A 22,602-nucleotide genomic window follows, 5' to 3' on the forward strand; every position below is an offset into this window, starting at 1 on the left:
TATGAAGAACGACCACACATTGATCTATGTGATTGCCGGTATTATTTTGCTCCACTTTGTGGCGGGGATTGCTTATCTGATCTACAAATTGACCAAAAAGAAGTAATCGGCTATGGACGTGAATATAGAACCTAGCTGGAAAGCACACTTAAAACCAGAGTTCGAAAAACCTTATTTTCAACAATTGGCCCAATTTGTAAAGCAGGAATATCAGCAAAGCACCTGTTACCCAAAGGGTAAGGATATTTTTTCCGCTTTTGATCATTGTCCTTTCCAAGAAACCAAAGTGGTCATCATCGGTCAAGATCCATATCATGGCCCTGGGCAGGCCAACGGCCTTTGTTTTTCGGTGAAGGACGGGATTCCGCACCCACCTTCCTTGGTCAATATTTTCAAGGAAATCAAAACGGATGTTGAAAAGCCCTATCCTGCCAGTGGTAATTTGGAACGTTGGGCCGATCAGGGCGTGCTATTGTTGAATGCCACCCTGACCGTACGGGCCCATCAAGCGGGAAGCCACCAGAACAAAGGCTGGGAAACTTTCACGGATGCTGTGATCAAAACAGTATCTGCCGAGTTGGAAGGGGTTGTTTTTCTTCTATGGGGCGGTTTTGCCAAAAAGAAGGCAGCTTTGATCGATAAATCGAAACACCATATCCTAACTTCAGGGCATCCATCACCCCTAAGTGCCAATAGGGGGCTTTGGTTCGGTAACAATCACTTTAGCAAGACCAATGCTTTATTGAACCGCATGGGGAAACAGCCCATTGACTGGTAGTTGGTTTGGATATTTGGATTGTTGGATTCTTTTGAAAAAGAAAACAAAGTTGGCTGAGCATAGTCGAAGCCACTTTAATCCCAAAGAAATTCTGATGCGTCCTTGATTTGTGCTATCAAATTAAGGTCGAACAGCCTTTTCTGGACTTCGTTCAGGGTTTCCGTGGCCAGTTGTTCTTGGCCCCAAGTAGTTTTCGAAAGCCATTCCTGAATGTCTTCCAATTTCTGTTCATATCGATTGGCCAAGGTTCTATCTATGCTCGGAATCTGTTTGAACTCTTCTGTGTAGGTATTGATGACCTCTAGAATATGTCGCAACAATCCTGAATGGGATTCGAGAAATGCATTGGTGGCGGCAATCACAAAACACGGCCATGGGGTAGGGCAATCGCCCACTCTTTTGAATATACCCTGGTCTACCAAAGGTTTGGTAGTGAAGTGTTCCCACATGAAATAGGCATTGGAACCCGAAGTCAAGTTTTCCACGGCACCATCTAGATTATTGATGATCTCAAACTGGAGTTTTTCAGTGCCCCAGCCTTGGTTTTGCGCATTGATATAGGCCATGAGGTGACTGCCACTCCCCAAGCGGCTTATCGCCACTTTGTCATTCTCAATATCCTTGATCGATTTTCTTGTGCTACTAGCGGCTACATGGATGCCCCAAAGCAAGGGGGAGGCTACAAAGACTTGCGCAATCTTACTGGGATTGCCCTGTGAAATGCTTTTGACCATACCCTCGGTCAAGATAATGGCTAGATCGGTTTCCCCGTTCTGAAGCATTTGGGCCATTTTTCCGGTGCCTTCGGGTACATCGGTCCAATCCAGTTGGATGCCACGGTCTTCAAAGGCGCCATCTTCCATGGCAAGGTGCCAAGGAAGGTTGAAATGTTCGGGAACTCCAATAATTTTTACTTTTTTCATGTAGGTGATACTAGGTGTTGTCTAAAATATGGATTCCAATCGGTATTTTTTATAAAATAACCTTTGAAAAATTATACCAGTTGACTTTGTGCTATTTTTTCCAGAGTGTACTGGATCAATGCATCTATGGACTGCCTACCTTGTTTGGAAAATTCCTTGTTAGGTCGGTTGGCCAATATCACGTTGAGGGAAATAGAGCGGTGTCCAAGCATTTTGGCAAGTCCGTACATGGCGGCTGTCTCCATTTCAAGGTTCGTAATACGTTGGTCTTGATAAGAAAACGATGCCAATTTTTCATTGAAATCGGGAATCTTGGTCTGCAAGCGAAGCGACCTTCCCTGAGGACCATAAAAACCTGAATTTGTTCCTGTTATACCAAATCGTATACGATTTGAAGAGAAAATATCAATCAAATCTGGGTCGGCATCCGCCACATAAGGGTGGATGTTATGCCTGTCCCAACCCAAATAATCATTGAGTGATTTTTCCAACGCATGGTTTCTTACGTGTCCAGACTCATAAAAGTGCAAAAGGCCATCAAATCCAATACCGGAACTGCTCATCAAAAAGGAGTCAACCGGGATATCGGTCTGGATAGATCCCGAAGTACCAATCCGTATAATATTCAATTGCGCTTTTTGGTCTTTTATCTTCCTGGTTTGAAAATCGATGTTGGCCAAGGCGTCCAACTCATTGAAAACAATATCGATATTGTCCGTTCCGATACCTGTGGAAAGCACGGTTATCCGTTTTCCACCATAATGCCCGGTATGGGTCACAAATTCCCTTTTGGTCTTTTGGATTTCGATGGAATCAAAGTGTTGGGACACCTGTGAAACGCGTCCAGGATCACCAACAGTAATGATGATAGGGGAAATATCCTGAGGTAGGAGGTTGAGATGGTAAATGCTGCCATCAGGGTTCAGAATAAGTTCTGAGCTGCCCAAAGAGGCCATTCACTAGAGTTTTAAGATGCGGTTTGTTTCCGTGTTGTATAGGAAGTTATACTTTAAGGAACCACCTAAATACATTTGATTATCACGTATTTGCGAATAGTAATTAGTTTCTTGTTTCAGTACTTCCATGCCCTTTTTTGTCAATTTGACAGGGCTGAAGGAATTGAAAAGAGGCTTCAGGGTAGTAACGATTCTTTCGTATTGTGTATCGCCAAAGCCGTAGTAGCCTTGATGGGTAATCAATTCACCCATCAATTCCGCTTTGGATTTTGGTTTCATTTCTGCGGCCACCTGCAGCACATGGTTTTCCAGGTCGTTTAAACCATTTTTGATGGTCGGGAAGCGTTTCAAATGTGTTTTGAGGGCATCGGATAGGTATTCAAACTGAAAATCGTTGTTGGCAATCTGGTTTTCCAATCGGATGGGGTTGTCACTGCAGTACAGTTGCCAAATATAATCGGCATATTCAATATCGTCTTGGGAAAGAATGGTCCTGTTTTCATAGAGTTGAAGCAATTTTTCATCGCTCAACTCATTAAGGCCATATAATTTCTCAGAATCATCTTCTTTGCCACTGCAAACCAAAGAAATTTCTGCATGTCTCCTGTGGGTCTTCAACCAACTGAGTACGGCAAGCATGTTGATCTGGCAAAAAAGATCGTATTCAAACCATAACACAATATGGTCTTGCTGCTTGTGATTGCAAAGGGAGCGATACTCTTTCAGTGTTTTTTCCACAAACCACGACTTGGTGATCTTGTAGTTTTTGTTTAGGAATTCGAACCGGGTCTTCCAGAATGACTCGCTTCCTACGGCACAAAGGGTCTTGCCTTCGCATAGCATTTCCCGCCAGGTAATAATGTCTCCTTTCACTTCTAGAGACTCTAGTCTAGACGTGAAGCTGTCCCCGTTGGTGATGTGCAACAGTGATTTCATTTTCAGCTTAGTTTTCGTTGGTTAGGAAGAATAAAAGTAAGACTTAAACGATGAACACAAAAATTTTTTCACAAAACATTGATAGTCAATAGTTCTTTTTTAACAAAGGGTAAGAAATGGTAACACCCTGTTCAAAATTCAGATTATCCACCGACCCTTTTTACGGAAAACCCATTTTCCTTTAGAAAGTCCATGATTTTGCCACGGTAATCGCCCTGGATAATGATGGTCTCCTTTTTAAAACTGCCACCCACGCCCAAATATGATTTTAGGTCTTTGGCCAGTTTCTTGAAGTCACTGTCAGCTCCATTGTACCCCTCCAAAATGGTTACTGGTTTCCCCTTTCGCTTTTCATATTTGCAAATAATGGGGTCGTCCTGCAGCCAATAGGAAGGTTTATTGCTTTCCTGTTCGGGGGTTTCCTCGGGCACATGATCTGGGAATAGATTCTTGAGTTGGTCCTTCAAGTCCATATCCTTATTTTTTTATCAAGCCCAGTTCGATCAATCGTTCGTGCAGGTATTCGCCTGCCGTGGTGTCCTCAAACCCTTTGGGGTGTTCGGCATCGATACAGTTTTCCAAACAGTTCAGGGGCATCTCGCTTATGGGGTGCATGAAGAACGGAATGGAATAGCGTGACGTACCCCACAACTCCCTAGGTGGATTCACTACCTGGTGTATGGTCGATTTCAATTTATTGTTGGACAATCGGGAAAGCATGTCTCCCACATTGATCATCAATTGGTCGGGTCTGGCAATGGCATCCACCCATTCCCCTTCGTGGTTCTGTACCTGCAATCCCTTGCCATGGGCGCCCATGAGCAGGGTGATCAGGTTAATATCGCCATGTGCTGCTGCACGAACGGCATTTTTGGGTTCCGTGGTGATGGGAGGGTAGTGGATGGGCCTTAAAATGGAGTTTCCGTTTTTGATGTACTCGTCAAAATAGGTTTCTTCCAGACCCAAATGAATGGCCAGGGCCCTTAACACGTATTTTGCGGTCTTTTCCAGCATTTTATAGGTTTCCTTTCCAACCTTGTTGAAATCTGGAAGTTCATCTACCATCACATTGGCCGGATATTCCTTTTCCAACCGTGGATTGTCCTCCACATATTGGCCGAAATGCCAAAACTCTTTCAGGTCACCTTCCTTTTTGCCCTTGGCATGTTCCTTCCCAAAAGAGGTGTAGCCTCTTTGGCCCCCAATACCCTCTATTTCATATTTGTCCTTCACCTCTTGCGGTAATTGGAAGAACGCTTTGATCTCTGCATAGAGGTTATCCACCAATTCGTCGGACAAAAAATGACCGCTCAGGGCCACGAATCCGATATCCTCGAAAGCGGCACCGATTTCTTTGACAAATTTTTCCTTTCTGGCTGGGTCCCCTGAGACAAAATCCTCAAGGTTTACACTAGGTATGGCACTCATGTCGTCATTTTTGGAATAATGTCAAAAGTAAGGAATAATGCCGAACGTTTTAGAAATTTGAAGGAAGATGGAACCCTTTTTACTACTTTTATCCTGTTGAATTTTTGTCTATGAGATATCATATTGGCGACCTAGAAGAGCAAAGGCTGCTGGATTTGTATACTGGGATGTTAAAGCCTAGGATGATAGAGGAAAAAATGCTGATCCTGCTACGGCAGGGCAAGATTTCCAAGTGGTTCAGTGGTATTGGACAGGAAGCCATTTCGGTTGGGGTCACCCAGGCTTTGAAGGAAAGTGAGTACATTTTGCCCATGCACCGAAATCTGGGTGTCTTCACTTCCCGTAACATTCCCCTAAACCGACTTTTTGCACAATGGCAAGGGAAACAGAGTGGTTTTACCCAGGGTAGGGACCGCAGTTTCCATTTTGGTACCCAGGAATACAAGATTGTGGGGATGATTTCCCATTTAGGTCCCCAGTTGGGGGTGGCCGATGGTATTGCCCTGGCGGACATGCTCCGAAGGAAAAAGCGTGTGACAGCAGTTTTTACCGGTGAAGGCGCTACTAGTGAAGGGGATTTCCACGAAGCCTTGAACGTGGCCTCTGTCTGGAACCTTCCTGTACTATTTTGTATTGAGAACAATGGTTATGGATTGTCAACGCCGACCAATGAACAGTACAATTGCGAAACCTTGGCCGATCGTGCCAAGGGGTATGGTATGGAATCCCGTGTGATCGATGGCAACAACATCTTGGAGGTCTATTCCAAAATCGATGAGCTTTGCAAAGCCATACGAAGGAGGCCGAGACCTGTTTTGGTGGAATTCAAGACGTTTCGCATGCGCGGCCACGAAGAAGCCAGTGGTACCAAATACGTTCCGGAAAAGTTGATGAAGGAGTGGGGCAAGAAAGACCCGATTGCCAATTACGAGGCTTTTTTGTTGGATAAGGGAGTGCTCACTTTCGAGAAAATTGAGCAATTGAAAGCCAGTATTTCTGAAGAAATCAATGTGAATTTGGAGTTGGCTTTTGAAGAATCCCCGGTTTCATTCAATGAAACCAAGGAATTAAATGAGGTATACCAAGAGTTTGATTATCAAGAAATAAATACTAATTCTGAAGTAAAGAACATTCGCTTTGTGGATGCCATATCCGAAGGATTGGAGCAATCCATGTACCGGCATAACGAGCTCATCATCATGGGGCAGGACATTGCGGATTATGGTGGGGTCTTCAAGATTACTGAAGGGTTCGTACCCAAGTTTGGCAAGAGCCGGGTTCGGAATACCCCCATTTGTGAATCGGGAATCGTTTCTGCGGCCATGGGTCTTTCCATCAACGGGATGAAAGCCGTGGTGGAAATGCAGTTTGCCGATTTTGTAAGCTCTGGATTCAACCCCATTGTGAACTATTTGGCCAAGGTGCATTACCGTTGGAATGAAAAAGCGGATGTTGTGGTACGCATGCCCTGCGGGGGCGGAGTAGGGGCCGGACCCTTTCATTCCCAGACCAATGAGGCCTGGTTTACCAAAACCCCTGGACTCAAAGTGGTGTACCCTTCCTCTCCTTATGATGCCAAAGGATTGTTGAACACGGCCATCAATGATCCCAATCCTGTTTTGTTTTTTGAACATAAGGGATTGTACCGAAGCGTCTATGGTGATGTGCCGACCGATTATTACACGCTGCCCTTTGGTAAGGCCAATGTGTTACGGGAAGGGAAGTCCATCACTGTTGTGACCTACGGTGCGGGGGTGCACTGGGCCTCGGAAATATTGGACAAAAATCCGGAAATTGAAGCCGATCTTTTAGATTTACGTACCCTTCAACCTCTGGATATCGAAGCGGTTTTTGCTTCGGTCAAGAAAACAGGAAAGCTCATTATTTTACAGGAAGACACCTTGTTCGGAGGCATCGCCAGCGATATTTCCGCTATGGTGATGGAGGAATGTTTCCCTTATCTGGACGCTCCTGTCAAACGGGTCGGAAGTTTGGAGACTCCGGTTCCCTTTGCCAAGGCTTTGGAAGAAAATTATCTTCCCAAAAAGCGTTTTGAACAAGTTTTGTTGGAACTTTACGCCTATTGAAAAAGAATGAATTCATCATTTTTTGATTTTTATAACAACTATATTTACGCCCCATTTCGTATCTTTTATTGAACATTAACTTAATTCTTATGATCAAAAAGTCATTTCTACTATTAGCAGTGATGGGAATTTTCCTCTCATCATGTTCCGTGTCCAAAAGCGCAAGGGACCAAAGAAACCTTCTTAGTGGTACCTGGAACCTGGACAACGTACACTACGAAAACAATTCCGGTAATTTCAAATCCGTCATTTTTAACGATGCAGAGGACATCTGCTTCGAGGACAGTGAGTGGTTCTTCAGGGACAACAACAGTACAGGTCGGTATACCATCCGCCAAAGTACCTTGTGTCAAGGAGGCGATCGCTTTTTCAGATGGTCGGTCGTGGAGCCATCGCAAAACTACAGCAGCCAATTGCAGTTTAAGTTCATCGATGAAAACCGCAAGGACATTTCCGGCGGTTATGGCTATCGTTTGAACATTGTGAGCCTAACGCCCCAAAACATGACCCTGAAGTCCAACGTTACGGTAGACGGGCAACCCGTTACCATTGTTTACGAATTCTCAAAAAAATAACTACATGAAAAAGATATTATTGAAAGGAACCACAGCCGTTTTGGCCTTGAGCCTGATCCTGAGCTGTGATGCGATCAAAAATGCCAACAACACCCAAAAAGGAGCTGCCATCGGTGCCGGTAGTGGCGCTGTCATTGGGGGAGTCATCGGTAACAATGTCGGAAAAGGGAACACTGCCCTTGGCGCTATTATTGGTGCTGTAGTGGGTGGCGCTGCCGGAGGCTATATCGGTAACCGTATGGACAGACAGGCCGAACGTATCGAGGAAGAAATCCCAGGTGCAGAAGTGCAGCGTGTAGGTGAAGGGATCAATGTGACCTTCAGCGGCGAGAACGGGGTGTATTTTGATACCAACAAATCCGATATCAAAGGAACCTCTGCCACTACTTTGGACAAATTGGCCGGTATCTTCAAAGAATACCCAAAAACCAATATTTTGGTGGAAGGCCATACCGATAGTGACGGAGCAGCGGAGTACAATTTGGGACTATCCCAGCGCAGGGCGCAGGCCGTTACCGCTTATTTGGTGGGCAAAGGAATCTCCAGTGGAAGGTTTACCACCAAATGGTATGGTGAAGATCAGCCCATCGCCAGTAACGAAACCGCGGCGGGCAAGGCCCAAAACAGACGTGTGGAGTTGGCCATCATCGCCAGTGATGAGTTGAAGCAGGAAGCTTACGAAAAGACCGAAAACTAGGTCTGGTTTACAATACCTTAATATTCGGGCCCGATGCCAAATGGCATCGGGCTTTTTTGTTGATCATTGTTAATTAAACCATTAAATGAAAGTTAATTAAGAAACAACTCTGTAGGATATTACCTAACTTAATGGTCGTTAAGTATCTAATCCCCAAAAACAGAGCAAAGTCATGGACCATATTGTAGAAGATAGTATCCACACCAAACAGGAACTATTGGTTCGCATGGAAAGGAACAATACTACCATACAACGACTTTCCAAAAAATTGTGCTCCTACACCTATGAGCCCAAATGTCCTTCGGACTTTGAAAAGTTCAACGCGCTCAAGAACGGTTTCAAGATATTTTCAAGACATCAAAAAGAAATCGTGGATCTTATCCAAAAACAGAAAGAAGGCGTTAGTGAAGTGTTGGAAATGGAAGTAAAGGAACAATTGGGAAGGTTTAAAAAACTGGAAAGCGATTTTGCGGCCTATCTCCTGAATATGGGCAAGACCTTTTAGTAGTTGACCACCCGTTACAGATTGCTTTTATTTTGTTGTAAAAGTAGCTGGTCATCTGTTTTGTACTCTTTTAAACATCCGTAATATTGCAGGGCAAACAACTTGTCTTGGAATGGGAAGATCCTCGAACTCCGCGCTGGTCATTTTAGCCTTTTTTGCCATCTACGTTATCTGGGGATCCACGTATCTACTGAACAAGATTGCGGTTCTGGAACTGGAACCTTTCATGTTGGCTTCCTGTCGGTTTACCACGGCCGGACTTTTGATCTTCATTTTGGCCAAGTTCATGAAGATTCCCCTCGCGATTTCCAAAAAGCAATTGCTCAACACCATATTGGCAGGTGTCTTTTTTCTCAGTTTTGGGAACGGGGTAGTGGTTTGGGCCCTTCGTTATGTGGACAGCGGGTTTGCTGCCCTCGAAATCTCCGCCCAGCCGCTCATCATTTTGTTGTTGATGCGGATACTGCAAGGCAAAAAGATTCAACCCATGTCCGTTATCGGGGTCATTTTGGGGATTATCGGGATTTATTTGTTGGTGAGCCAAAAACAGATCATAGCCCAGGAAGAATCCATCACGGGAATGATCATGATCTTCTTTTGTATGTTGAGTTGGGCCTACGGAAGCCTTTTTGTGGCCCGTGCCGATTTGCCAACGAACTATTTCGTGAACACTGGATATCAAATGTTCACGGCCGGACTTACGTTAGCTCTCATGAGCTTGGCTTTTGGCGAGGAATGGTCTTCTCCTTTGGATTGGAGCGGTAAAGTACAGTGGTCCATGATCCTCTTGGTGGTTTTTGGCAGTATCGTCGCCTTTACCTCCTTCAATTACTTGTTGAAAGCGGTTTCCCCTGAAAAAGTAGCGACTTCCACTTATGTGAACCCTATCGTGGCCTTGCTACTCGGTTGGTATTTTTTGGATGAACAGATTACGGTACAATCCATATTTGCGGCCACTGTTTTGTTGACAGGGGTCTATTTCATCAACACCAAGAAAACGTTGGCCATTTTTGAACGGTTCAAACGTTAACACGGCGTTATTTGTCTCGGTAATCAATTCAAGATTTTGTAATTTATAGGGTCAATTTTGAATCCTATGAAAACACTATTCAAATCCATAGCACTAGTGGCCATCGTGTTTGCTGCCGCATGCTCGTCCACGTACAAAGCAACCCCGGAGGAGTTGGCCGCGTTGGACCAAATGGTCACGGATAAGCATTTCGAAATAAGGGCCACTTGGGCACAACCTATGGCCAGTCAAAGTCTGAACAGTATTGCCAATGCGGGCCTATTGCCCCAGGGTAGTACCGCCAGCCGTATCGATATTGCGGGTACGGGCGGTTATCTGCGTATGGTAGGCGATAGCGTCAAGGCAGACCTTCCCTATTTTGGGGAACGCCGCATGGGAGGCTATTACGATCCCAAGCAAGTGGGGATAAAGTTCAAGGGTATTCCAAAGGAATATTCCATGGAACCGGCGACCAAGGGAACGGGATATGTCCTCAAATTCAAGGTGAACGAAGGTACGGAGGCCTATCAGGTAGTGGCCCAATTGTTTCCCAACCGTTCGGCACGGATCGCCATGTCCAGTAGCCACCGCACCAACATATGGTACCAGGGCAATCTGTCCCCCTACGAGGAAAAAGAGAAGGATAATCACAAAAGTACCCTCGCTTGTTTTCCACATTTCCACCATTTTGTTTTAGCTTTAGGGAATCAAAAACCAAAAGACCTAAAACTGCAACATGAAAATTTACGATTTGAACTTTAAGTCAATAACCATTTGTGCGCTTTCCCTAGCCGTACTTTCCTGCAATGGAAAAAAGGAAGAAGGGAAGGAAGAAAGCACCGAAGCTGAAGAAACGGTATCATCCGAAACCAGCTTGCCCCTAGATCGTTTACACTTGCCGGAAGGCTTTAAAATCGAGGTTTATGCCGAAGGTCTGGACGGCGCACGTTCTATGGCCATGGGCGATGATGGCACCCTGTTCGTAGGAACACGTAACGAGGGCGTGGTCTATGCCGTAAAGGATACCAATGGGGATTACAAGGCCGATAAGACTTACGTGATCGCCAAAGATCTGGAGCAGCCAAACGGGGTAGCCTTCAAAGATGGTGCCTTGTATGTGGCCGCGGTGAGCCGACTCTTCAAATACCAAAACATTGAGCAGCAATTGGACAACCCTCAGGAACCCGAATTGATCTATGACGATTATCCGGGCAATTTCCACCACGGTTGGAAATACATTGCCTTTGGACCGGACGACAAGTTATATGTACCTGTGGGAGCGCCCTGCAACATTTGCGATAGTACTTCGGTGGACCAACGCTTTGCGTCCATCACCCGTATGGATCCCGATGGCAGCAACCGTGAGATCATTGCCCATGGCATCCGAAACACCGTTGGGTTTACCTGGCATCCTGAAACAGGCGAACTATGGTTTACCGACAACAATAGGGATATGATGGGCGACGATACCCCTCCGGGCGAGCTTAACCGCTTGACCGAAGTGGGCCAGCATTTTGGTTTTCCATTCTGCCATGGGGGCACCGTTCCAGACCCTGATTTTGGGTCGCAGCGTCCCTGTTCAGATTTTGTGCCTCCGGTACAGCCTTTGGGTGCGCACGTGGCGGCCCTTGGCGTAAAGTTCGATACGGGCAATATGTTCCCCGAAAGTTATAAAAGCTATGCCTTTATTGCTGAACACGGTTCTTGGAACCGTTCCTCAAAAGTGGGGTACAGGGTTTCCTTGGTGAAGTTGGACGGTAACCAAGCCGTAGGCTATGAACCTTTTATCGATGGTTGGTTGGACGAAGAATCACAAGAAGCCTTTGGCAGGCCCGTGGACCTGTTGTTCCTTAAAGATGGATCATTGTTGATTTCCGACGATGTGGGCGACGCCATTTACCGCGTGACCTACAAGGGATAAAACGCCCTCATAAAAAATTACCTAAGTACTTGGGCAATGGCATTTCCTCCATTTTCCAGGTACTTTTTTTTTGCTCTTGGTCAGTGACCTCCAAAAAGATCAAGGGAAAGGCCATGGTGCCCGGAGGGACGATCTTTTCTAAGGAAAAGACCCAGCCCTTGTGCCTAAAAAGGTATTCCGTTTTGTCTTTTTTTCGGGAAACGTGGGTAGAACCACCAGTAACGATCAGGCTCGATTCTTCCAAGAGTGTTTTGGGCTTGTGCCAGCAGGCGTATTGCAGGGCACCGTTCCAGAGTTCACTCACGGCAATAATGTAGTGTTGGTTCTGGCAGAGGACCAGAATGCGTCTAATAAGGGGGTCTTGTGTAAAGATGGCTCAAGTAGGTTTTGGTTGGTTGGGACAAGATTGAAAACGCCCTGAGTGGTCCCGTATTGTGTTAGATCCGATTTCTTTTTCCCCAGTGGGCACCGTGTAGCCATCCGGCGAGGTAGAGGATAACGCCTGCGGCGACCAAACAAATTTTCTGTAAGAGGTTTATCGTTTCAAGTGTGGTCATTTTCTTTATTTTTTGACGAAGCTAACCCATACGTAATAATGTTGCATATGTAATTGACGAAAACAGGTTTTGGATTGAGGGATCATGGGTTTGCATTGATGTCATTTTGGTACGATAGGTCATTCATCTGAACCCATTTTTTGTCCCTAAAGGGAAAATTGTCCAAGAACAAGTGACATCTGTCCATTTTATCCCAACCACGGCCACCGCACCTTTGTAACGTCAATAATGACAATCATTTAAAAACAAAAACTATGACACGTTTACAAGCATTGGATCCCAAAGACGCAACCGGAAGATCCAAAGAACTTTTTGAGGGCATCCAAGGCAAATTGGGCATGGTGCCGAACATGATGCGTACCATGGGCAACTCATCTGCCGTATTGGAAGGCTATTTGAACTTGAGCGATGCCTTGGGCAAAGGAACCCTTGGTGGCCGTTTGGGCGAATTGATCGCCTTGGCCGTGGCCGAGTCCAACTCTTGCAACTATTGTTTGTCTGCCCATTCCTTTATCGGGGAAAAATTGGTAAGCATCGATACCGACACCCTGCATATGGCCCGCGAAGGTCGTAACAAAGATCCCAAGATTGCTGCCGCCCTTACGTTCGCCAAGACCTTGGTGGAAAAAAGGGGTAGGGTATCTGCAGACGACGTGGAGACCGTAAAAAATGCAGGCTATACCGATGGTGCCGTGGGTGAGATCGTGGCGAATGTGGCCTTGAACATTTTTACCAACTATTTCAACAACACCGCCAATACGGCCATCGATTTTCCGGTAGTGGAAGCCGAAACCGTTTAGTGTTCATTTTTTCTAATCATAAAATCCATAACAGATGAAAACCATGAAATCCATTTTTCTTTTAGGGGTAGCCTTGTTCACCATGATCGGTGCCCAGGCGCAGATAGACCCCGTTGACCAGAACGGACTTGCCATTGGCGGGTACGATGTAGTGGCCTATTTCTCCGGAGCGGCCCAAAAAGGAAACAAAAGTTATATGGCCAAGCACGATGGGGCCACCTATTACTTTGCCAGCAAGGCCAACCGCGATGCCTTCACCAAGGCGCCCAGCAACTATTTGCCCCAATTTGATGGCTATTGTGCATGGGGTGTGGCGGCCAAGGACACCAAATTTCCCATCAACCCGGAAACCTATACGGTGATCGACGGAAAATTGTACCTCTTCTTCAATGGGCCCTTCAATGGGGAGATCTTCAACACGTACGAAGATTGGGCACAACGCACCACGGAGCTTAAAAAGGCGGCGCATGCCAAATGGCCCAAGGTAAAAAACAGTAAGTAGTTTTAATTAGCCGGGGTGGGTCCTGCCATGGGGCCTGCCCTTTTTTCAACCTAAAAAATAGAAGCAAATGGCCATAGAGAAAAAATTTCCGTTACCTCCCTTTACCGAAGCAACGGCCCGCGAAAAAGTGCAATTGGCGGAAGATGCCTGGAACAGCCAAGACCCTGACAAGGTGAGCAAGGCCTACACCGTGGACACCGAATGGCGCAACCGTTCCCAGTTTGTGAACGGTAGGGAAGCCGTGGTTGCCTTTTTGACGGACAAATGGCAAAAGGAAAAAAACTATAAACTGCGTAAGGAACTTTGGGCCTTTACCGACCATCGTATAGCGGTACGTTTTGAATACGAGTACCAAAATGCCCAAGGGCAATGGTTCCGGGCGTATGGGAACGAGAACTGGGAGTTCAATGAGCACGGGTTGATGCAAAAGCGTTATGCCAGCATCAACGACCTGCCCATTGCGGCCAACGAACGCCGATTGTAGCAGTGGATTGTCCGTGATCAATTGGAGTAGCAGGAGTTGTCACTTCGAGCGCAGTCGAGAAGTGATTAAACTCAAATATGTAAAAAAGAGACCCGACTACACTTAAGACAAACTCAAGCCGAGACCTCATTTTAATTGCTGACCTTGATGACTTCTCGACTGCGCTCGAAGTGACATTTCGTTATGATTGACAACTGATCATTGATCATGGTTTATTGAACATTGCTAATTGCTAATTGAACATTGATATGGACCTCTACAACACCAACACCCTTATTGACGAACAAACGGGCAACCTGGCCTTTAAACTTTCCCATTTTGAGGACAGCTGCCAGTTTTGCGATACCAACCGCCACAACTACTACTCCCTGATCTGGATCAAAAAGGGGAGGGGCACCGCCCAGGTGGATTTTTCGAAATATGCCTTTACGCCCGATACCCTGTTCGCCATGACGCCCTACCAACCCTTCACGATCACCGAGGACGAACCGTTGGAAGGGGTGGTGTTGCATTTCCATCCCGATTTTTTCTGCATCCACAAGCACCACGAACAGGTGGCCTGCAACGGGGTGCTCTTCAACAACATTTATGCGCCGCCCATGCTCCGCGTAACGGACGACATCCGCAACGAGCTGGAGTTGGTGTTGCAACAGATGCGCCTAGAGGTGCAGAAGGCCGAAATGGCCCAGTACGAGCTGTTGGTCTCCTACCTCAAGATCTTTTTGATCACCACTTCCCGCGCCAAGACCAAGCAACAGCCCGAAGTGCTGGAAGGCCTATCCGATGAAAAGGAGCCCTTTATCCTCCAAAAACTGAAAAACCTGATCGAGACCCACTACCGCACCAAGCACTCCGCCGGGGAGTATGCGGACCTGCTGAACATAAGCCCCAAGGCGCTGGCCAAGATCACCAAGAACCATTTTAACAAGACCATGACCCACCTGATCAGCGAGCGGATCATTATAGAGGCCAAGCGCGAGCTGTACCTCACCAACAAAAGCGTAAAGGAGATTGCCTACGACCTGGGGTACGACGATGAGCATTACTTTAGCCGCTTTTTTAAGAACAACGCCGAAATCTCCCCCACTACCTACCGCGAAACTGTGGGCTTTGCCCGCTCCGCCATGGCCTAAACCCCTTGCCTATGAAAGTCCATGTGGAACACCGACTGCTACCGCTGCCCTTTGGGCAGGTGTACGACACCCTGAAACAACGGATCACCGACCACGGTTTTTTGCTGCTGCACGAGATCGATACCCAGGCCATTGTGGCCAAGCACGGGATCAGCATACCGCCCTTGCGGCAATTGCTCTTTTTTGAACCCCAATACATTGCCCAGATCATGGCGGGCGACCCTTTGGCGATCAACGACATTCCCTTAAAACTGGTACTGCAAGAGGTGGATGCTAATACCACCCAACTGAGCTTTAAAAACCCTGTGGACAGCTTACAGGATTACGGGTTGGACCCGGCCATGGCCAAAGAGTTGTTGGAGCGGGTGCAGGCCCTAGTGGCGTTGTAGGGAGCGAATATTTTTTGGAGGTATTGGATAGTATAAGAAAGCCCTTTAGGGCTTTTTGTTTTTAAATAATATTTGTTTCAAATACCTTACGGAATTCCGTAGTTATATTCTTATTAATTTGTTTACTTTTAGAAATCCCCTGAAAATTTTTGTAAAAACTAAGCGATTTTGTCACGCTTCATAGTATGTCAATTAGAAAGAGTCAAGTTTCTTTAGAAGTTAAGGGATTGGATAATATTAGTTTGCTTGAACGTATTTGTAATGAGAATTGCAATGAATCCTATAACGAATTTGTAAATAGATTTTATGATGATGTTTTTGATGAATGTCAAAAAAAATGTAAATCTAGAAACATAGACCTACACATTGGCCGGCAAATAGCCCATGAAGTTTTTGAGCGTGTCAAAAAGTATAAGTCTTTTGACAAAACAAAGCTTAAAAATGCCAAAGATGAAAGAAAGCCATTCTAGGTTGGCTATATAGATTCTTAATCAACCTTTTTTATGACCATCACAATTCACAAAAGAGCGAAGAAGTAGAGATAAATTCTTATTTTGATGATTTGATTGGAACAGCCAATGCAATTAATCCTGAAAAACTTGCAACCACAAGAGACCTTTCCATAAAAATTTTAGGAAAACTAAGTGCAAAAGAAAAAGAGGTTGTTTTAACCGATTTGGAGTATAAAAGAAGTCAAAAGTATTTACCTGATCATGTGAACGAAAAACTTGCACAACGACTTGGAGTTAAAAAAGCTACAATTCGAAAAATTAGAGAGAGAGCAGTAAATAAAATTAAACTTGCCTTAGATGAAATCAACCAATAAGAAAAAGAATTCTTTTACTATTGAGGATTTTGAAAAAGGACTCATGTTAGCGGGTTACCTAACTCCCCAAAATGAACAAGAGATTGAGGAAGTTGAAGCCTTGAAGGAACACGACAAGAATATTTCTAGACAAAAGTCAATTGTATATTTTAAAAGAGCTGTGTTAGCTGCCGAAATTGTAAACAAGCTAAAAGAAGAACCAACTTTTGGAAGAGTTAAATTTCAGAAATTGGTTTATCTATGTGAACATGCTTGTCATATGAATCTTCAAGATAGATATTTAAAATTCACTGCGGGTCCTTTCGATAATAAGTTTATGCATTCTATCAATCAAGAATTCAAGAAACAAAAATGGTATGAAATTGAATATAAACAAAGTGGGGGTTATGTCAAGCCAGTTTATTATCCATCGGATAATTTTGAAAAATATAAAGCTTATTACAAAAGGTATTTCGGAGAAATGAATGATGGTATAGAAACTATCATTGAGCTTTTTAGGAAGATGGCAACCCGAGAGGTTGAATTAAAAGCCACTATATATTATTGCTTACTTGAAATAAACGAAAATAATCAGTTAATAAACAATAAGACATTGATTGAAAATTTTTATAAGTTTTCTGAGTCCAAAATTCAATTTTCAGAAACTGAGATTCTGAATTCCTTGGATTGGATGAATATTAATGGGGTATTTCCTTCCATATAGTCCTACTCTTTCCAGATTTTTTCCATTGTCACGCTTTTAGGTATTAGGAGTGAGACTTTAAATTATTTTTTAATATTAAAACAGAAAATTATGGAAAAGAAAAAAGAAAAATTTAAGTACACAATTGATGGAGTGCATGGTGAAAGTGAAACTCCTATTGTGACTGAGGCAAAGTTAAGGGAAGTTGGAAAAGTGCCATCTGATTATTCGGTTTACTTGGAAGTGAAAGGCCCAGGAGATGATGAATTAATTGAGGGAGAGGTGGATTTGTCAAAACCTGGCCGTGAGAGGTTCTACTCAGCCAAGCCGAACACAAATAATGGATAGGATTTATAATGAATACTTTGAATAATTGTGTAGAGCAGGAATCATTTTTGCCACAAAAAGACAGAGAATATCTTGCGGAAAAGGGCTTCAAATATCGGGAAGTAATTGAAGGTAAAGTAAAATGCCTCATTATTGAGGAATATTCCTTACCGGAAGGCAAGTACAATGTTGAAACGGTAAACCTATTAGTCAAAATACCAAATGGGTACAATGACACTCCTCCAGACATGTTTTTTTGTTATCCGCATCTAAAATTTTCTAATACAAATGTTGACCCTCCTGCTACGGGTGGGAGGTTTAGTTTTGATGAAAAATCTTGGCAGCAATGGTCAAGGCACTCAAATGTGGGTAATGATTGGAGACCAGGTATAGATGGTATTAGTTCGCACTTACAAAAAGTAAACGCCGCATTGAAAAAAGGATGAAATATACACTTACATTATCTGAAAGACATTATGAAGAATTAAGAAGCCTAATAATTCAAAAGGATGGTTTAGAAAGACCTGCAATTGTCCTATGTGGTCGTTCTAGTGTCGAAAATGATTTGTGGGACGGAGGAGAAGAAGAAAGGTTTTTATCTTATAGGGTTGTTCCAATTCCTGAAAATGAAATCATTGGTCATTCTAAAACCCACGTATTTTGGGATACAAAAACATTTAGAAAGGCAATGAAAATCTGTAAAGAGGAAAACCTTGCAATTTGTGTTGTTCATAACCATCCAAATAATTGTTTGGAATACTCTGAGATTGACAATGATAATGAGCCTTCCTTGTTTAAGGGGATTTTTAACAGAAATGGTGAGGGCAGGCCTCATGCAAGTCTAGTGATAACTCCTGACGGGAATATTTTTGGGCGAGTGTGGACATATAACCTTAAGTCAGAAAAACTATCTTTGATAAGGGTTTTAGGTGAAAAATTTCAATTTCATTATCCCGATAAAAAGGTAATAGCTACCAAAGATATTTTCCATCGTCAAGAATTGGCATTTGGGAGTGGATTGTCAAAAGATTTGTCCAAATTGACAATTGGAGTAATAGGTTGTGGGGCAACTGGTTCATCAACAGCTCACTTGTTGTCAAGACTTGGGGTTGGGAAATTACTTTTAGTCGATGATGACATAGTTGAGAGGACAAATTTAAGCCGTCTTTATGGAGCTAGTGCCGCTGATGCAGATGCAGGAAGAGCGAAGGTTGAAATGTTGAAAAGCTTTATAACCGATGCGGGAATAGGAACACGGGTGAGGGCTATTAAGAATTGGGTTGGTTCTCAGGAGTGCAGGACTGCTATAAAAAGTTGTGACATCATTTTTGGTTGTACTGATGATCACAGTGGCAGAATGTTTCTCAATAGATTTGCTCATTTTTACTTAACTCCAGTTTTTGATATGGGCATAATGATTGATCCAGATGAATCTGATTTAGTAGGATTTAAAAGTATTCAAGGTAGAATGAATGTGGTGCAATGCGGTAATGTGTGCTTATTATGTCGCATGACGGTAGATCCAACTTTAGCAAGAGAAGAAGATTTAAAAAGATCTGATCCCAAAGGGTATTTTAAAGAGAAGGATCAAGGATATATTAAAGGTATAGACATTCCCAATCCTGCGGTCATTACATTTACTTCTGAGATAAGTAATGTATCCGTAAATGAGTTTCTAAATCGAATTATTGGGTTTAAAAAGGAAGGGGCACAATCTACGCTGACTAGATTTTTTGATAAAGGTATGGATAGAAAGCCCGGTGGTAAAAAACGTGAAGGCTGTCCAATTTGTGACTCAGAGAATTATTGGGGAAGAGGAGATATTAAACCCTTTATGGATAATGTTAATTGAGACCGATGCTTTTTAAAAAACCAAAATTTGCGAATAAGCTTTTATCAAAGGTTTTTAGGAGTGATTTCTATATTTATAAGTTATATCAAGCTAACAGACAATATCAATATAAGAAGGATGAGTTGACTATTATAGGAGGTAGAGGATATAATAAATGGGCTCACTTCAAGTGTCCTTGCGGATGTGATGAGGTAATTAACCTATCCTTGATGAAAAGCCACTCTCCATACTGGAAATTAAAAATTGATTTGTTTTCCAGACCTACTTTGTGGCCTTCAATTTGGAAAAAAGATGGTTGTGAAAGCCATTTTTGGATAAAGAAGGGGAGAATTATTTGGTGCGAGGAAGAACAAGACTTCGGATTTTAAATCAAATCCCCCCAATCACCTTTAAACTCAACCCCGTATACTTTTTAATGGTCTCATCATCTAGACCGTCCTTCTTCATCTTTTTGGCAATTTCAAGGGAGTTCTCTTTTTTCGCCCGCTTTTTCTCGGTATCGATTTTAAACTGTTCCAACTCCTGCTTTTCGGGACCCATGATCTCAAACAAGCCACTTTTTTTGAGTTGGTCCATTACCCCTTGGTCGGCAAAACTGGTGTAATGGGTTTCGGTGATCACCAAGTGGTCCAGTACTTCCACCTTGATCAGTTTTCCCACTTTTAGCATGTGGTCGGTAAAGGTAATGTCGGCATCGGTAACCTCGTGCGAGCCGCTGGGGTGGTTGTGCACCAAGATCAGCTTGCTGGCCAGTTTGTAGATCGCCATCCTAAACACGTCGGGCGGGTCGGCATTTACCCGGTTGCTGGCCCCCAGGCCAATAAGCTCCACGAACAGGATCTTGTTGTTGTGGTTAAGGCCCACCACCCAAAAATGCTCTTGGTTACGGCGTATCTTGTTTTCGCGCAGCAATACCTGCTGCATGATCGCATATATGTCCGTAGAGTTGAGCACTTTGATCTTCTGTTCTTTGGTAAGCCGTATGTTCATGGTAGGTGTTTGTAAATTTTGGGTCTGGGAAAGGTAATCCATGCTTTTGAGAAAAGCAAAAATGCCGTTGGTCCAAAATATGTGATCAATGTTTCATTTTTCCCACAAAAAGTGGTTTCTTTAAATCGCTAACCGTTCAATCTCAAAGTATGGGCTTACCCAAGTTCTCCCTTCGTGCGTGGTGTATTTTTGTGATGTTTATTGCCTTGGGTTGTTCCAAGGATGACGATCCCGCCGATCCCGATAATTTTTATTGGGGTGCCGTTGCCAATGCCAGTAGTGCCGATTTATTGGGCTACTGGGCCATTTTTGAGGCCGAGTACGAGGGCACCCGGGTGCCGATACCCATTAATTACACGGACTGCGGCCGCGATTTTTTTGTATACCGGGACAACGGGGCCTATCAGGAATACCTATACACCAATTCAGGTTGTGAAACCGTCAGTAACCAATTCCAATGGGAGTTGAACAAAGGGGTGGTTACCCTGCGCACGCTTTCGGGCAGTACGGATGATCTGGTAATCATCAAACTTTCGGCCAACGAACTGCAGTTCAAGGCCCGTGTGGACATTGACGAGGACGGAGCCCTCGATGTAGTGGTGCTCATTGCCAAACGCTATACGCCCAACGAAAACGACTTTTATACCCAATCCTTTAGGTATTATGATACCGATTACAATTACAAATTGATCGGGTATACGTGGCAGCCCTATGATGGGTTCCACACGTTTGAAAAATATGAGATCTACCGCAGCCAAGGCGACAACTGTTCCAAGGCCAATGCGGAACTGGTGGCCACCATTACCGATGTGGACAAAACAGAGTATTTTGATCTGACACCGCCCATAAGCAACAATCTGTGCTATTTCTTAAGGATATATACAGACCAAGGGTTACTGGGAGAAAGTTATTTAGAAACCTTTGATCCTTTTTACCTACGCATAGACCCCGTGAACTTAAATGAGCCCACGGTAGCGGGCAACACCATTTCATTGAGTTGGGCCGCTTCGGAATCCCCTTATTTTTCGCACTATGAGATTATTGTCCGCAATCATGAAGGAGGTAGTGGTTATGGGTATCAGGACATCCCGGTGGCCACCATCACGGACAGGGAGACCACTGAATGGGTGGACGACAATCCACCTTATTTTGAAAATCCGTTTTACCATATTAGGGTACACACCCTGTTCGGCAACTACTCTGAATATAGCACCGATGTGACCACTTTTTGGCAAGTCCCCTTTAAACGACCGCAAATTCTATCCTTAAAGCAGATAAAATTTTATGCCATTGATCCCTCGGAACCCGTGGTCTATTTCTGGGGGCAGGAGAGTGGGGAAGGGTTGCAACCCTATACGATGCTCCGTGTTAATTACGATACTCAGCAAACGGAAGCCGTAGCCGATATTAGTCCCCCATCGGACACGAATGTTCCCATTAAATTGATTGTTTCTCCCAATGGAAAAGAATTGGTGGTGCATCAAGGGGTGGAGCTCCATTTTTACGATGCTACCACCATGCAGTTTAAATATGCGGTGGATCCCGAAGGTGTTTTCAGTATACAAGATTTCAATTATGATTCTCTTCGGGATATCTGGGTGATTTCGGATGGAGACGACATTTTCACCTTGCAGCGGGACAATGCCAATATGTCCTTGATCGATACTACTCCGCATTTTGTGGAGCATCAAGGGAGTGGAAGATACGAGTTCATAATTCTAAAGAATGGACAGATTATTTTGGGGCACTACAACGAAGCTACCAGTTTTGTATTCGATCTGGATGCCAATGGAAACTTTATCGGAAGCCAGTCGGTCAATATCCAATTCAGGAACAACAACCAATATAAAACGGAGCAATTGTTGTACAATGCATCTATGGATTTATTGGTGGATACCGAACCGAACAGATTGTATTCCAGTACTACTTTCCAGAATCTCAGCTCTTTTGAAAAACCGAATTTTCCAACCGGCATGAGTGTTGACGGCACCAAAATTTTCGGAACGGACAACGATTACAATTGGAACATTGATGATGACAGCCCACATAAAAAAGAGGCCATTATTTTTGACCGAAATACATTGGGCATTACCAAAGCGGAAACCCTTGGTTATCCACAGATCCTTTTTGAAAATTTTAGGGGAGAGGTAATAAGCATTTCCAGTGGATTGAAAAAAGAGACGTTATACCGCAATGTAAATGATACTGCGGATATTTTTATAGAGAAGGTGCAGATGCCCTAAAC

At 44.1% G+C, this 22,602-nt stretch carries 28 protein-coding genes; 21 read left to right on the forward strand and 7 right to left on the reverse strand.

Annotated elements, in window-relative coordinates:
* The first annotated feature begins 112 nt into the window (after nt 1-112).
* The gene (locus tag D2U88_RS15865) at nt 113-778 is read left to right on the forward strand and encodes a uracil-DNA glycosylase (RefSeq protein WP_119641505.1); all 666 of its coding nucleotides are present in this window, start codon (nt 113-115) and stop codon (nt 776-778) included.
* Between the two features lie 74 nt (nt 779-852).
* On the opposite strand, the gene D2U88_RS15870 is transcribed toward D2U88_RS15865, so the two are convergent.
* The 5 genes from D2U88_RS15870 to D2U88_RS15890 all read right to left on the reverse strand — a co-directional run bounded on the left by D2U88_RS15870 (nt 853) and on the right by D2U88_RS15890 (nt 5,021).
* Nucleotides 853-1,701: a substrate-binding domain-containing protein gene (locus D2U88_RS15870; protein WP_119641506.1), complete on the reverse strand. Its 849-nt coding sequence runs from the start codon at nt 1,699-1,701 to the stop codon at nt 853-855.
* 71 nt (nt 1,702-1,772) lie between these two features.
* Complete coding sequence (locus D2U88_RS15875) at nt 1,773-2,657, reverse strand: nucleoside phosphorylase (protein WP_119641507.1); 885 nt, start codon at nt 2,655-2,657, stop codon at nt 1,773-1,775.
* A 3-nt stretch (nt 2,658-2,660) separates the two neighbouring features.
* Complete coding sequence (locus D2U88_RS15880; RefSeq protein ID WP_119641508.1) at nt 2,661-3,593, reverse strand: DUF1835 domain-containing protein; 933 nt, start codon at nt 3,591-3,593, stop codon at nt 2,661-2,663.
* A gap of 143 nt (nt 3,594-3,736) precedes the next feature.
* The gene (locus tag D2U88_RS15885; RefSeq protein WP_119641509.1) at nt 3,737-4,066 is read right to left on the reverse strand and encodes a translation initiation factor; all 330 of its coding nucleotides are present in this window, start codon (nt 4,064-4,066) and stop codon (nt 3,737-3,739) included.
* Between the two features lie 4 nt (nt 4,067-4,070).
* Entirely contained in the window at nt 4,071-5,021 is a 951-nt protein-coding gene (locus D2U88_RS15890) for an isopenicillin N synthase family dioxygenase (RefSeq protein WP_119641510.1), read from the reverse strand.
* A gap of 110 nt (nt 5,022-5,131) precedes the next feature.
* On the opposite strand from D2U88_RS15890, the gene D2U88_RS15895 reads away from it, so the two are divergent.
* From D2U88_RS15895 to D2U88_RS15925, 7 genes are all read left to right on the forward strand, one after another.
* Entirely contained in the window at nt 5,132-7,108 is a 1,977-nt protein-coding gene (locus D2U88_RS15895) for an alpha-ketoacid dehydrogenase subunit alpha/beta (RefSeq protein ID WP_119641511.1), read from the forward strand.
* Between the two features lie 89 nt (nt 7,109-7,197).
* On the forward strand, nt 7,198-7,683 hold the full coding sequence (locus tag D2U88_RS15900) for a lipocalin-like domain-containing protein (RefSeq protein ID WP_119641512.1): 486 nt from the start codon (nt 7,198-7,200) through the stop codon (nt 7,681-7,683).
* A 4-nt stretch (nt 7,684-7,687) separates the two neighbouring features.
* On the forward strand, nt 7,688-8,380 hold the full coding sequence (locus D2U88_RS15905) for a YiaD family glycine zipper/OmpA-like lipoprotein (protein ID WP_119641513.1): 693 nt from the start codon (nt 7,688-7,690) through the stop codon (nt 8,378-8,380).
* Nucleotides 8,381-8,552: 172 nt separating this feature from the next.
* Nucleotides 8,553-8,885, forward strand: coding sequence for a hypothetical protein (locus tag D2U88_RS15910; RefSeq protein ID WP_119641514.1), 333 nt, complete (start codon nt 8,553-8,555; stop codon nt 8,883-8,885).
* Nucleotides 8,886-8,997: 112 nt separating this feature from the next.
* Complete coding sequence (locus D2U88_RS15915; RefSeq protein ID WP_119641515.1) at nt 8,998-9,915, forward strand: EamA family transporter; 918 nt, start codon at nt 8,998-9,000, stop codon at nt 9,913-9,915.
* A gap of 66 nt (nt 9,916-9,981) precedes the next feature.
* Nucleotides 9,982-10,656, forward strand: a complete 675-nt coding sequence (locus D2U88_RS15920) for a DUF4251 domain-containing protein (protein WP_119641516.1) — start codon at nt 9,982-9,984, stop codon at nt 10,654-10,656.
* A complete protein-coding gene (locus D2U88_RS15925; protein ID WP_119641517.1) occupies nt 10,631-11,815 on the forward strand; it encodes a PQQ-dependent sugar dehydrogenase in 1,185 nt (394 codons plus the stop codon). Before D2U88_RS15920 ends, D2U88_RS15925 begins: the two co-directional genes overlap by 26 nt.
* Nucleotides 11,816-11,822: 7 nt before the next feature.
* Here the strand turns inward: D2U88_RS15925 and D2U88_RS15930 are convergent, their stop codons facing one another.
* Nucleotides 11,823-12,119, reverse strand: coding sequence for a hypothetical protein (locus D2U88_RS15930; RefSeq protein ID WP_119641518.1), 297 nt, complete (start codon nt 12,117-12,119; stop codon nt 11,823-11,825).
* Between the two features lie 507 nt (nt 12,120-12,626).
* Between D2U88_RS15930 and D2U88_RS15935 the strand changes: the two genes are divergently transcribed.
* From D2U88_RS15935 to D2U88_RS19890, 12 genes are all read left to right on the forward strand, one after another.
* Complete coding sequence (locus tag D2U88_RS15935; protein ID WP_119641519.1) at nt 12,627-13,172, forward strand: carboxymuconolactone decarboxylase family protein; 546 nt, start codon at nt 12,627-12,629, stop codon at nt 13,170-13,172.
* Between the two features lie 34 nt (nt 13,173-13,206).
* Nucleotides 13,207-13,674 (forward strand): YHS domain-containing (seleno)protein, encoded by a 468-nt coding sequence (locus tag D2U88_RS15940; protein ID WP_220473509.1) that lies wholly within the window; start codon nt 13,207-13,209, stop codon nt 13,672-13,674.
* Nucleotides 13,675-13,741: 67 nt separating this feature from the next.
* Nucleotides 13,742-14,158 carry a nuclear transport factor 2 family protein gene (locus tag D2U88_RS15945; RefSeq protein WP_220473510.1) on the forward strand — a complete coding sequence of 139 codons (417 nt, stop codon included), beginning with the start codon at nt 13,742-13,744 and terminating at the stop codon, nt 14,156-14,158.
* Between the two features lie 248 nt (nt 14,159-14,406).
* On the forward strand, nt 14,407-15,291 hold the full coding sequence (locus D2U88_RS15950) for a helix-turn-helix domain-containing protein (protein ID WP_119641858.1): 885 nt from the start codon (nt 14,407-14,409) through the stop codon (nt 15,289-15,291).
* Nucleotides 15,292-15,302: 11 nt separating this feature from the next.
* Nucleotides 15,303-15,680 carry a DUF302 domain-containing protein gene (locus D2U88_RS15955; RefSeq protein ID WP_119641520.1) on the forward strand — a complete coding sequence of 126 codons (378 nt, stop codon included), beginning with the start codon at nt 15,303-15,305 and terminating at the stop codon, nt 15,678-15,680.
* Nucleotides 15,681-15,865: 185 nt separating this feature from the next.
* Nucleotides 15,866-16,150, forward strand: coding sequence for a hypothetical protein (locus D2U88_RS15960; RefSeq protein WP_119641521.1), 285 nt, complete (start codon nt 15,866-15,868; stop codon nt 16,148-16,150).
* Between the two features lie 92 nt (nt 16,151-16,242).
* Nucleotides 16,243-16,506: a hypothetical protein gene (locus D2U88_RS15965; RefSeq protein ID WP_119641522.1), complete on the forward strand. Its 264-nt coding sequence runs from the start codon at nt 16,243-16,245 to the stop codon at nt 16,504-16,506.
* Nucleotides 16,490-17,209 carry a hypothetical protein gene (locus tag D2U88_RS15970; protein ID WP_119641523.1) on the forward strand — a complete coding sequence of 240 codons (720 nt, stop codon included), beginning with the start codon at nt 16,490-16,492 and terminating at the stop codon, nt 17,207-17,209. The genes D2U88_RS15965 and D2U88_RS15970 overlap by 17 nt, the downstream gene beginning before the upstream one ends.
* 90 nt (nt 17,210-17,299) lie before the next feature.
* On the forward strand, nt 17,300-17,536 hold the full coding sequence (locus D2U88_RS15975; RefSeq protein WP_119641524.1) for a multiubiquitin domain-containing protein: 237 nt from the start codon (nt 17,300-17,302) through the stop codon (nt 17,534-17,536).
* Nucleotides 17,537-17,544: 8 nt separating this feature from the next.
* Complete coding sequence (locus D2U88_RS15980; protein WP_119641525.1) at nt 17,545-17,961, forward strand: E2/UBC family protein; 417 nt, start codon at nt 17,545-17,547, stop codon at nt 17,959-17,961.
* Nucleotides 17,958-19,367 (forward strand): ThiF family adenylyltransferase, encoded by a 1,410-nt coding sequence (locus D2U88_RS15985; protein WP_119641526.1) that lies wholly within the window; start codon nt 17,958-17,960, stop codon nt 19,365-19,367. Before D2U88_RS15980 ends, D2U88_RS15985 begins: the two co-directional genes overlap by 4 nt.
* 5 nt (nt 19,368-19,372) lie before the next feature.
* Nucleotides 19,373-19,735, forward strand: a complete 363-nt coding sequence (locus tag D2U88_RS19890; protein WP_119641527.1) for a ubiquitination-like system serine protease family protein — start codon at nt 19,373-19,375, stop codon at nt 19,733-19,735.
* Nucleotide 19,736: 1 nt separating this feature from the next.
* On the opposite strand, the gene D2U88_RS15995 is transcribed toward D2U88_RS19890, so the two are convergent.
* Nucleotides 19,737-20,357, reverse strand: coding sequence for a JAB domain-containing protein (locus D2U88_RS15995; RefSeq protein WP_119641859.1), 621 nt, complete (start codon nt 20,355-20,357; stop codon nt 19,737-19,739).
* A 149-nt stretch (nt 20,358-20,506) separates the two neighbouring features.
* On the opposite strand from D2U88_RS15995, the gene D2U88_RS16000 reads away from it, so the two are divergent.
* Nucleotides 20,507-22,600, forward strand: a complete 2,094-nt coding sequence (locus tag D2U88_RS16000; RefSeq protein WP_119641528.1) for a lipocalin-like domain-containing protein — start codon at nt 20,507-20,509, stop codon at nt 22,598-22,600.
* The last annotated feature ends 2 nt before the right edge of the window (nt 22,601-22,602 follow it).

The sequence above is a fragment of the Flagellimonas aequoris genome (assembly GCF_003584165.1).
Lineage (GTDB): Bacteria > Bacteroidota > Bacteroidia > Flavobacteriales > Flavobacteriaceae > Flagellimonas > Flagellimonas aequoris.

Bases quoted from the DNA above. Each gene is read 5' to 3' on its own strand.
- D2U88_RS15875 (WP_119641507.1), bottom strand. From the start codon at position 2,657: ATGGCCTCTTTGGGCAGCTCAGAACTTATTCTGAACCCTGATGGCAGC.
- D2U88_RS15940 (WP_220473509.1), top strand. From the start codon at position 13,207: ATGAAAACCATGAAATCCATTTTTCTTTTAGGGGTAGCCTTGTTCACC.
- D2U88_RS15870 (WP_119641506.1), bottom strand. From the start codon at position 1,701: ATGAAAAAAGTAAAAATTATTGGAGTTCCCGAACATTTCAACCTTCCT.
- D2U88_RS15960 (WP_119641521.1), top strand. From the start codon at position 15,866: ATGTCAATTAGAAAGAGTCAAGTTTCTTTAGAAGTTAAGGGATTGGAT.
- D2U88_RS15975 (WP_119641524.1), top strand. From the start codon at position 17,300: ATGGAAAAGAAAAAAGAAAAATTTAAGTACACAATTGATGGAGTGCAT.
- D2U88_RS15890 (WP_119641510.1), bottom strand. From the start codon at position 5,021: ATGAGTGCCATACCTAGTGTAAACCTTGAGGATTTTGTCTCAGGGGAC.
- D2U88_RS15945 (WP_220473510.1), top strand. From the start codon at position 13,742: ATGGCCATAGAGAAAAAATTTCCGTTACCTCCCTTTACCGAAGCAACG.
- D2U88_RS15980 (WP_119641525.1), top strand. From the start codon at position 17,545: ATGAATACTTTGAATAATTGTGTAGAGCAGGAATCATTTTTGCCACAA.
- D2U88_RS15970 (WP_119641523.1), top strand. From the start codon at position 16,490: ATGAAATCAACCAATAAGAAAAAGAATTCTTTTACTATTGAGGATTTT.
- D2U88_RS15915 (WP_119641515.1), top strand. From the start codon at position 8,998: ATGGGAAGATCCTCGAACTCCGCGCTGGTCATTTTAGCCTTTTTTGCC.
- D2U88_RS15885 (WP_119641509.1), bottom strand. From the start codon at position 4,066: ATGGACTTGAAGGACCAACTCAAGAATCTATTCCCAGATCATGTGCCC.
- D2U88_RS15865 (WP_119641505.1), top strand. From the start codon at position 113: ATGGACGTGAATATAGAACCTAGCTGGAAAGCACACTTAAAACCAGAG.
- D2U88_RS15910 (WP_119641514.1), top strand. From the start codon at position 8,553: ATGGACCATATTGTAGAAGATAGTATCCACACCAAACAGGAACTATTG.
- D2U88_RS15895 (WP_119641511.1), top strand. From the start codon at position 5,132: ATGAGATATCATATTGGCGACCTAGAAGAGCAAAGGCTGCTGGATTTG.
- D2U88_RS15955 (WP_119641520.1), top strand. From the start codon at position 15,303: ATGAAAGTCCATGTGGAACACCGACTGCTACCGCTGCCCTTTGGGCAG.
- D2U88_RS15905 (WP_119641513.1), top strand. From the start codon at position 7,688: ATGAAAAAGATATTATTGAAAGGAACCACAGCCGTTTTGGCCTTGAGC.
- D2U88_RS16000 (WP_119641528.1), top strand. From the start codon at position 20,507: ATGGGCTTACCCAAGTTCTCCCTTCGTGCGTGGTGTATTTTTGTGATG.
- D2U88_RS15900 (WP_119641512.1), top strand. From the start codon at position 7,198: ATGATCAAAAAGTCATTTCTACTATTAGCAGTGATGGGAATTTTCCTC.
- D2U88_RS15950 (WP_119641858.1), top strand. From the start codon at position 14,407: ATGGACCTCTACAACACCAACACCCTTATTGACGAACAAACGGGCAAC.
- D2U88_RS15985 (WP_119641526.1), top strand. From the start codon at position 17,958: ATGAAATATACACTTACATTATCTGAAAGACATTATGAAGAATTAAGA.
- D2U88_RS15920 (WP_119641516.1), top strand. From the start codon at position 9,982: ATGAAAACACTATTCAAATCCATAGCACTAGTGGCCATCGTGTTTGCT.
- D2U88_RS15880 (WP_119641508.1), bottom strand. From the start codon at position 3,593: ATGAAATCACTGTTGCACATCACCAACGGGGACAGCTTCACGTCTAGA.
- D2U88_RS15935 (WP_119641519.1), top strand. From the start codon at position 12,627: ATGACACGTTTACAAGCATTGGATCCCAAAGACGCAACCGGAAGATCC.
- D2U88_RS19890 (WP_119641527.1), top strand. From the start codon at position 19,373: ATGCTTTTTAAAAAACCAAAATTTGCGAATAAGCTTTTATCAAAGGTT.
- D2U88_RS15995 (WP_119641859.1), bottom strand. From the start codon at position 20,357: ATGAACATACGGCTTACCAAAGAACAGAAGATCAAAGTGCTCAACTCT.
- D2U88_RS15925 (WP_119641517.1), top strand. From the start codon at position 10,631: ATGAAAATTTACGATTTGAACTTTAAGTCAATAACCATTTGTGCGCTT.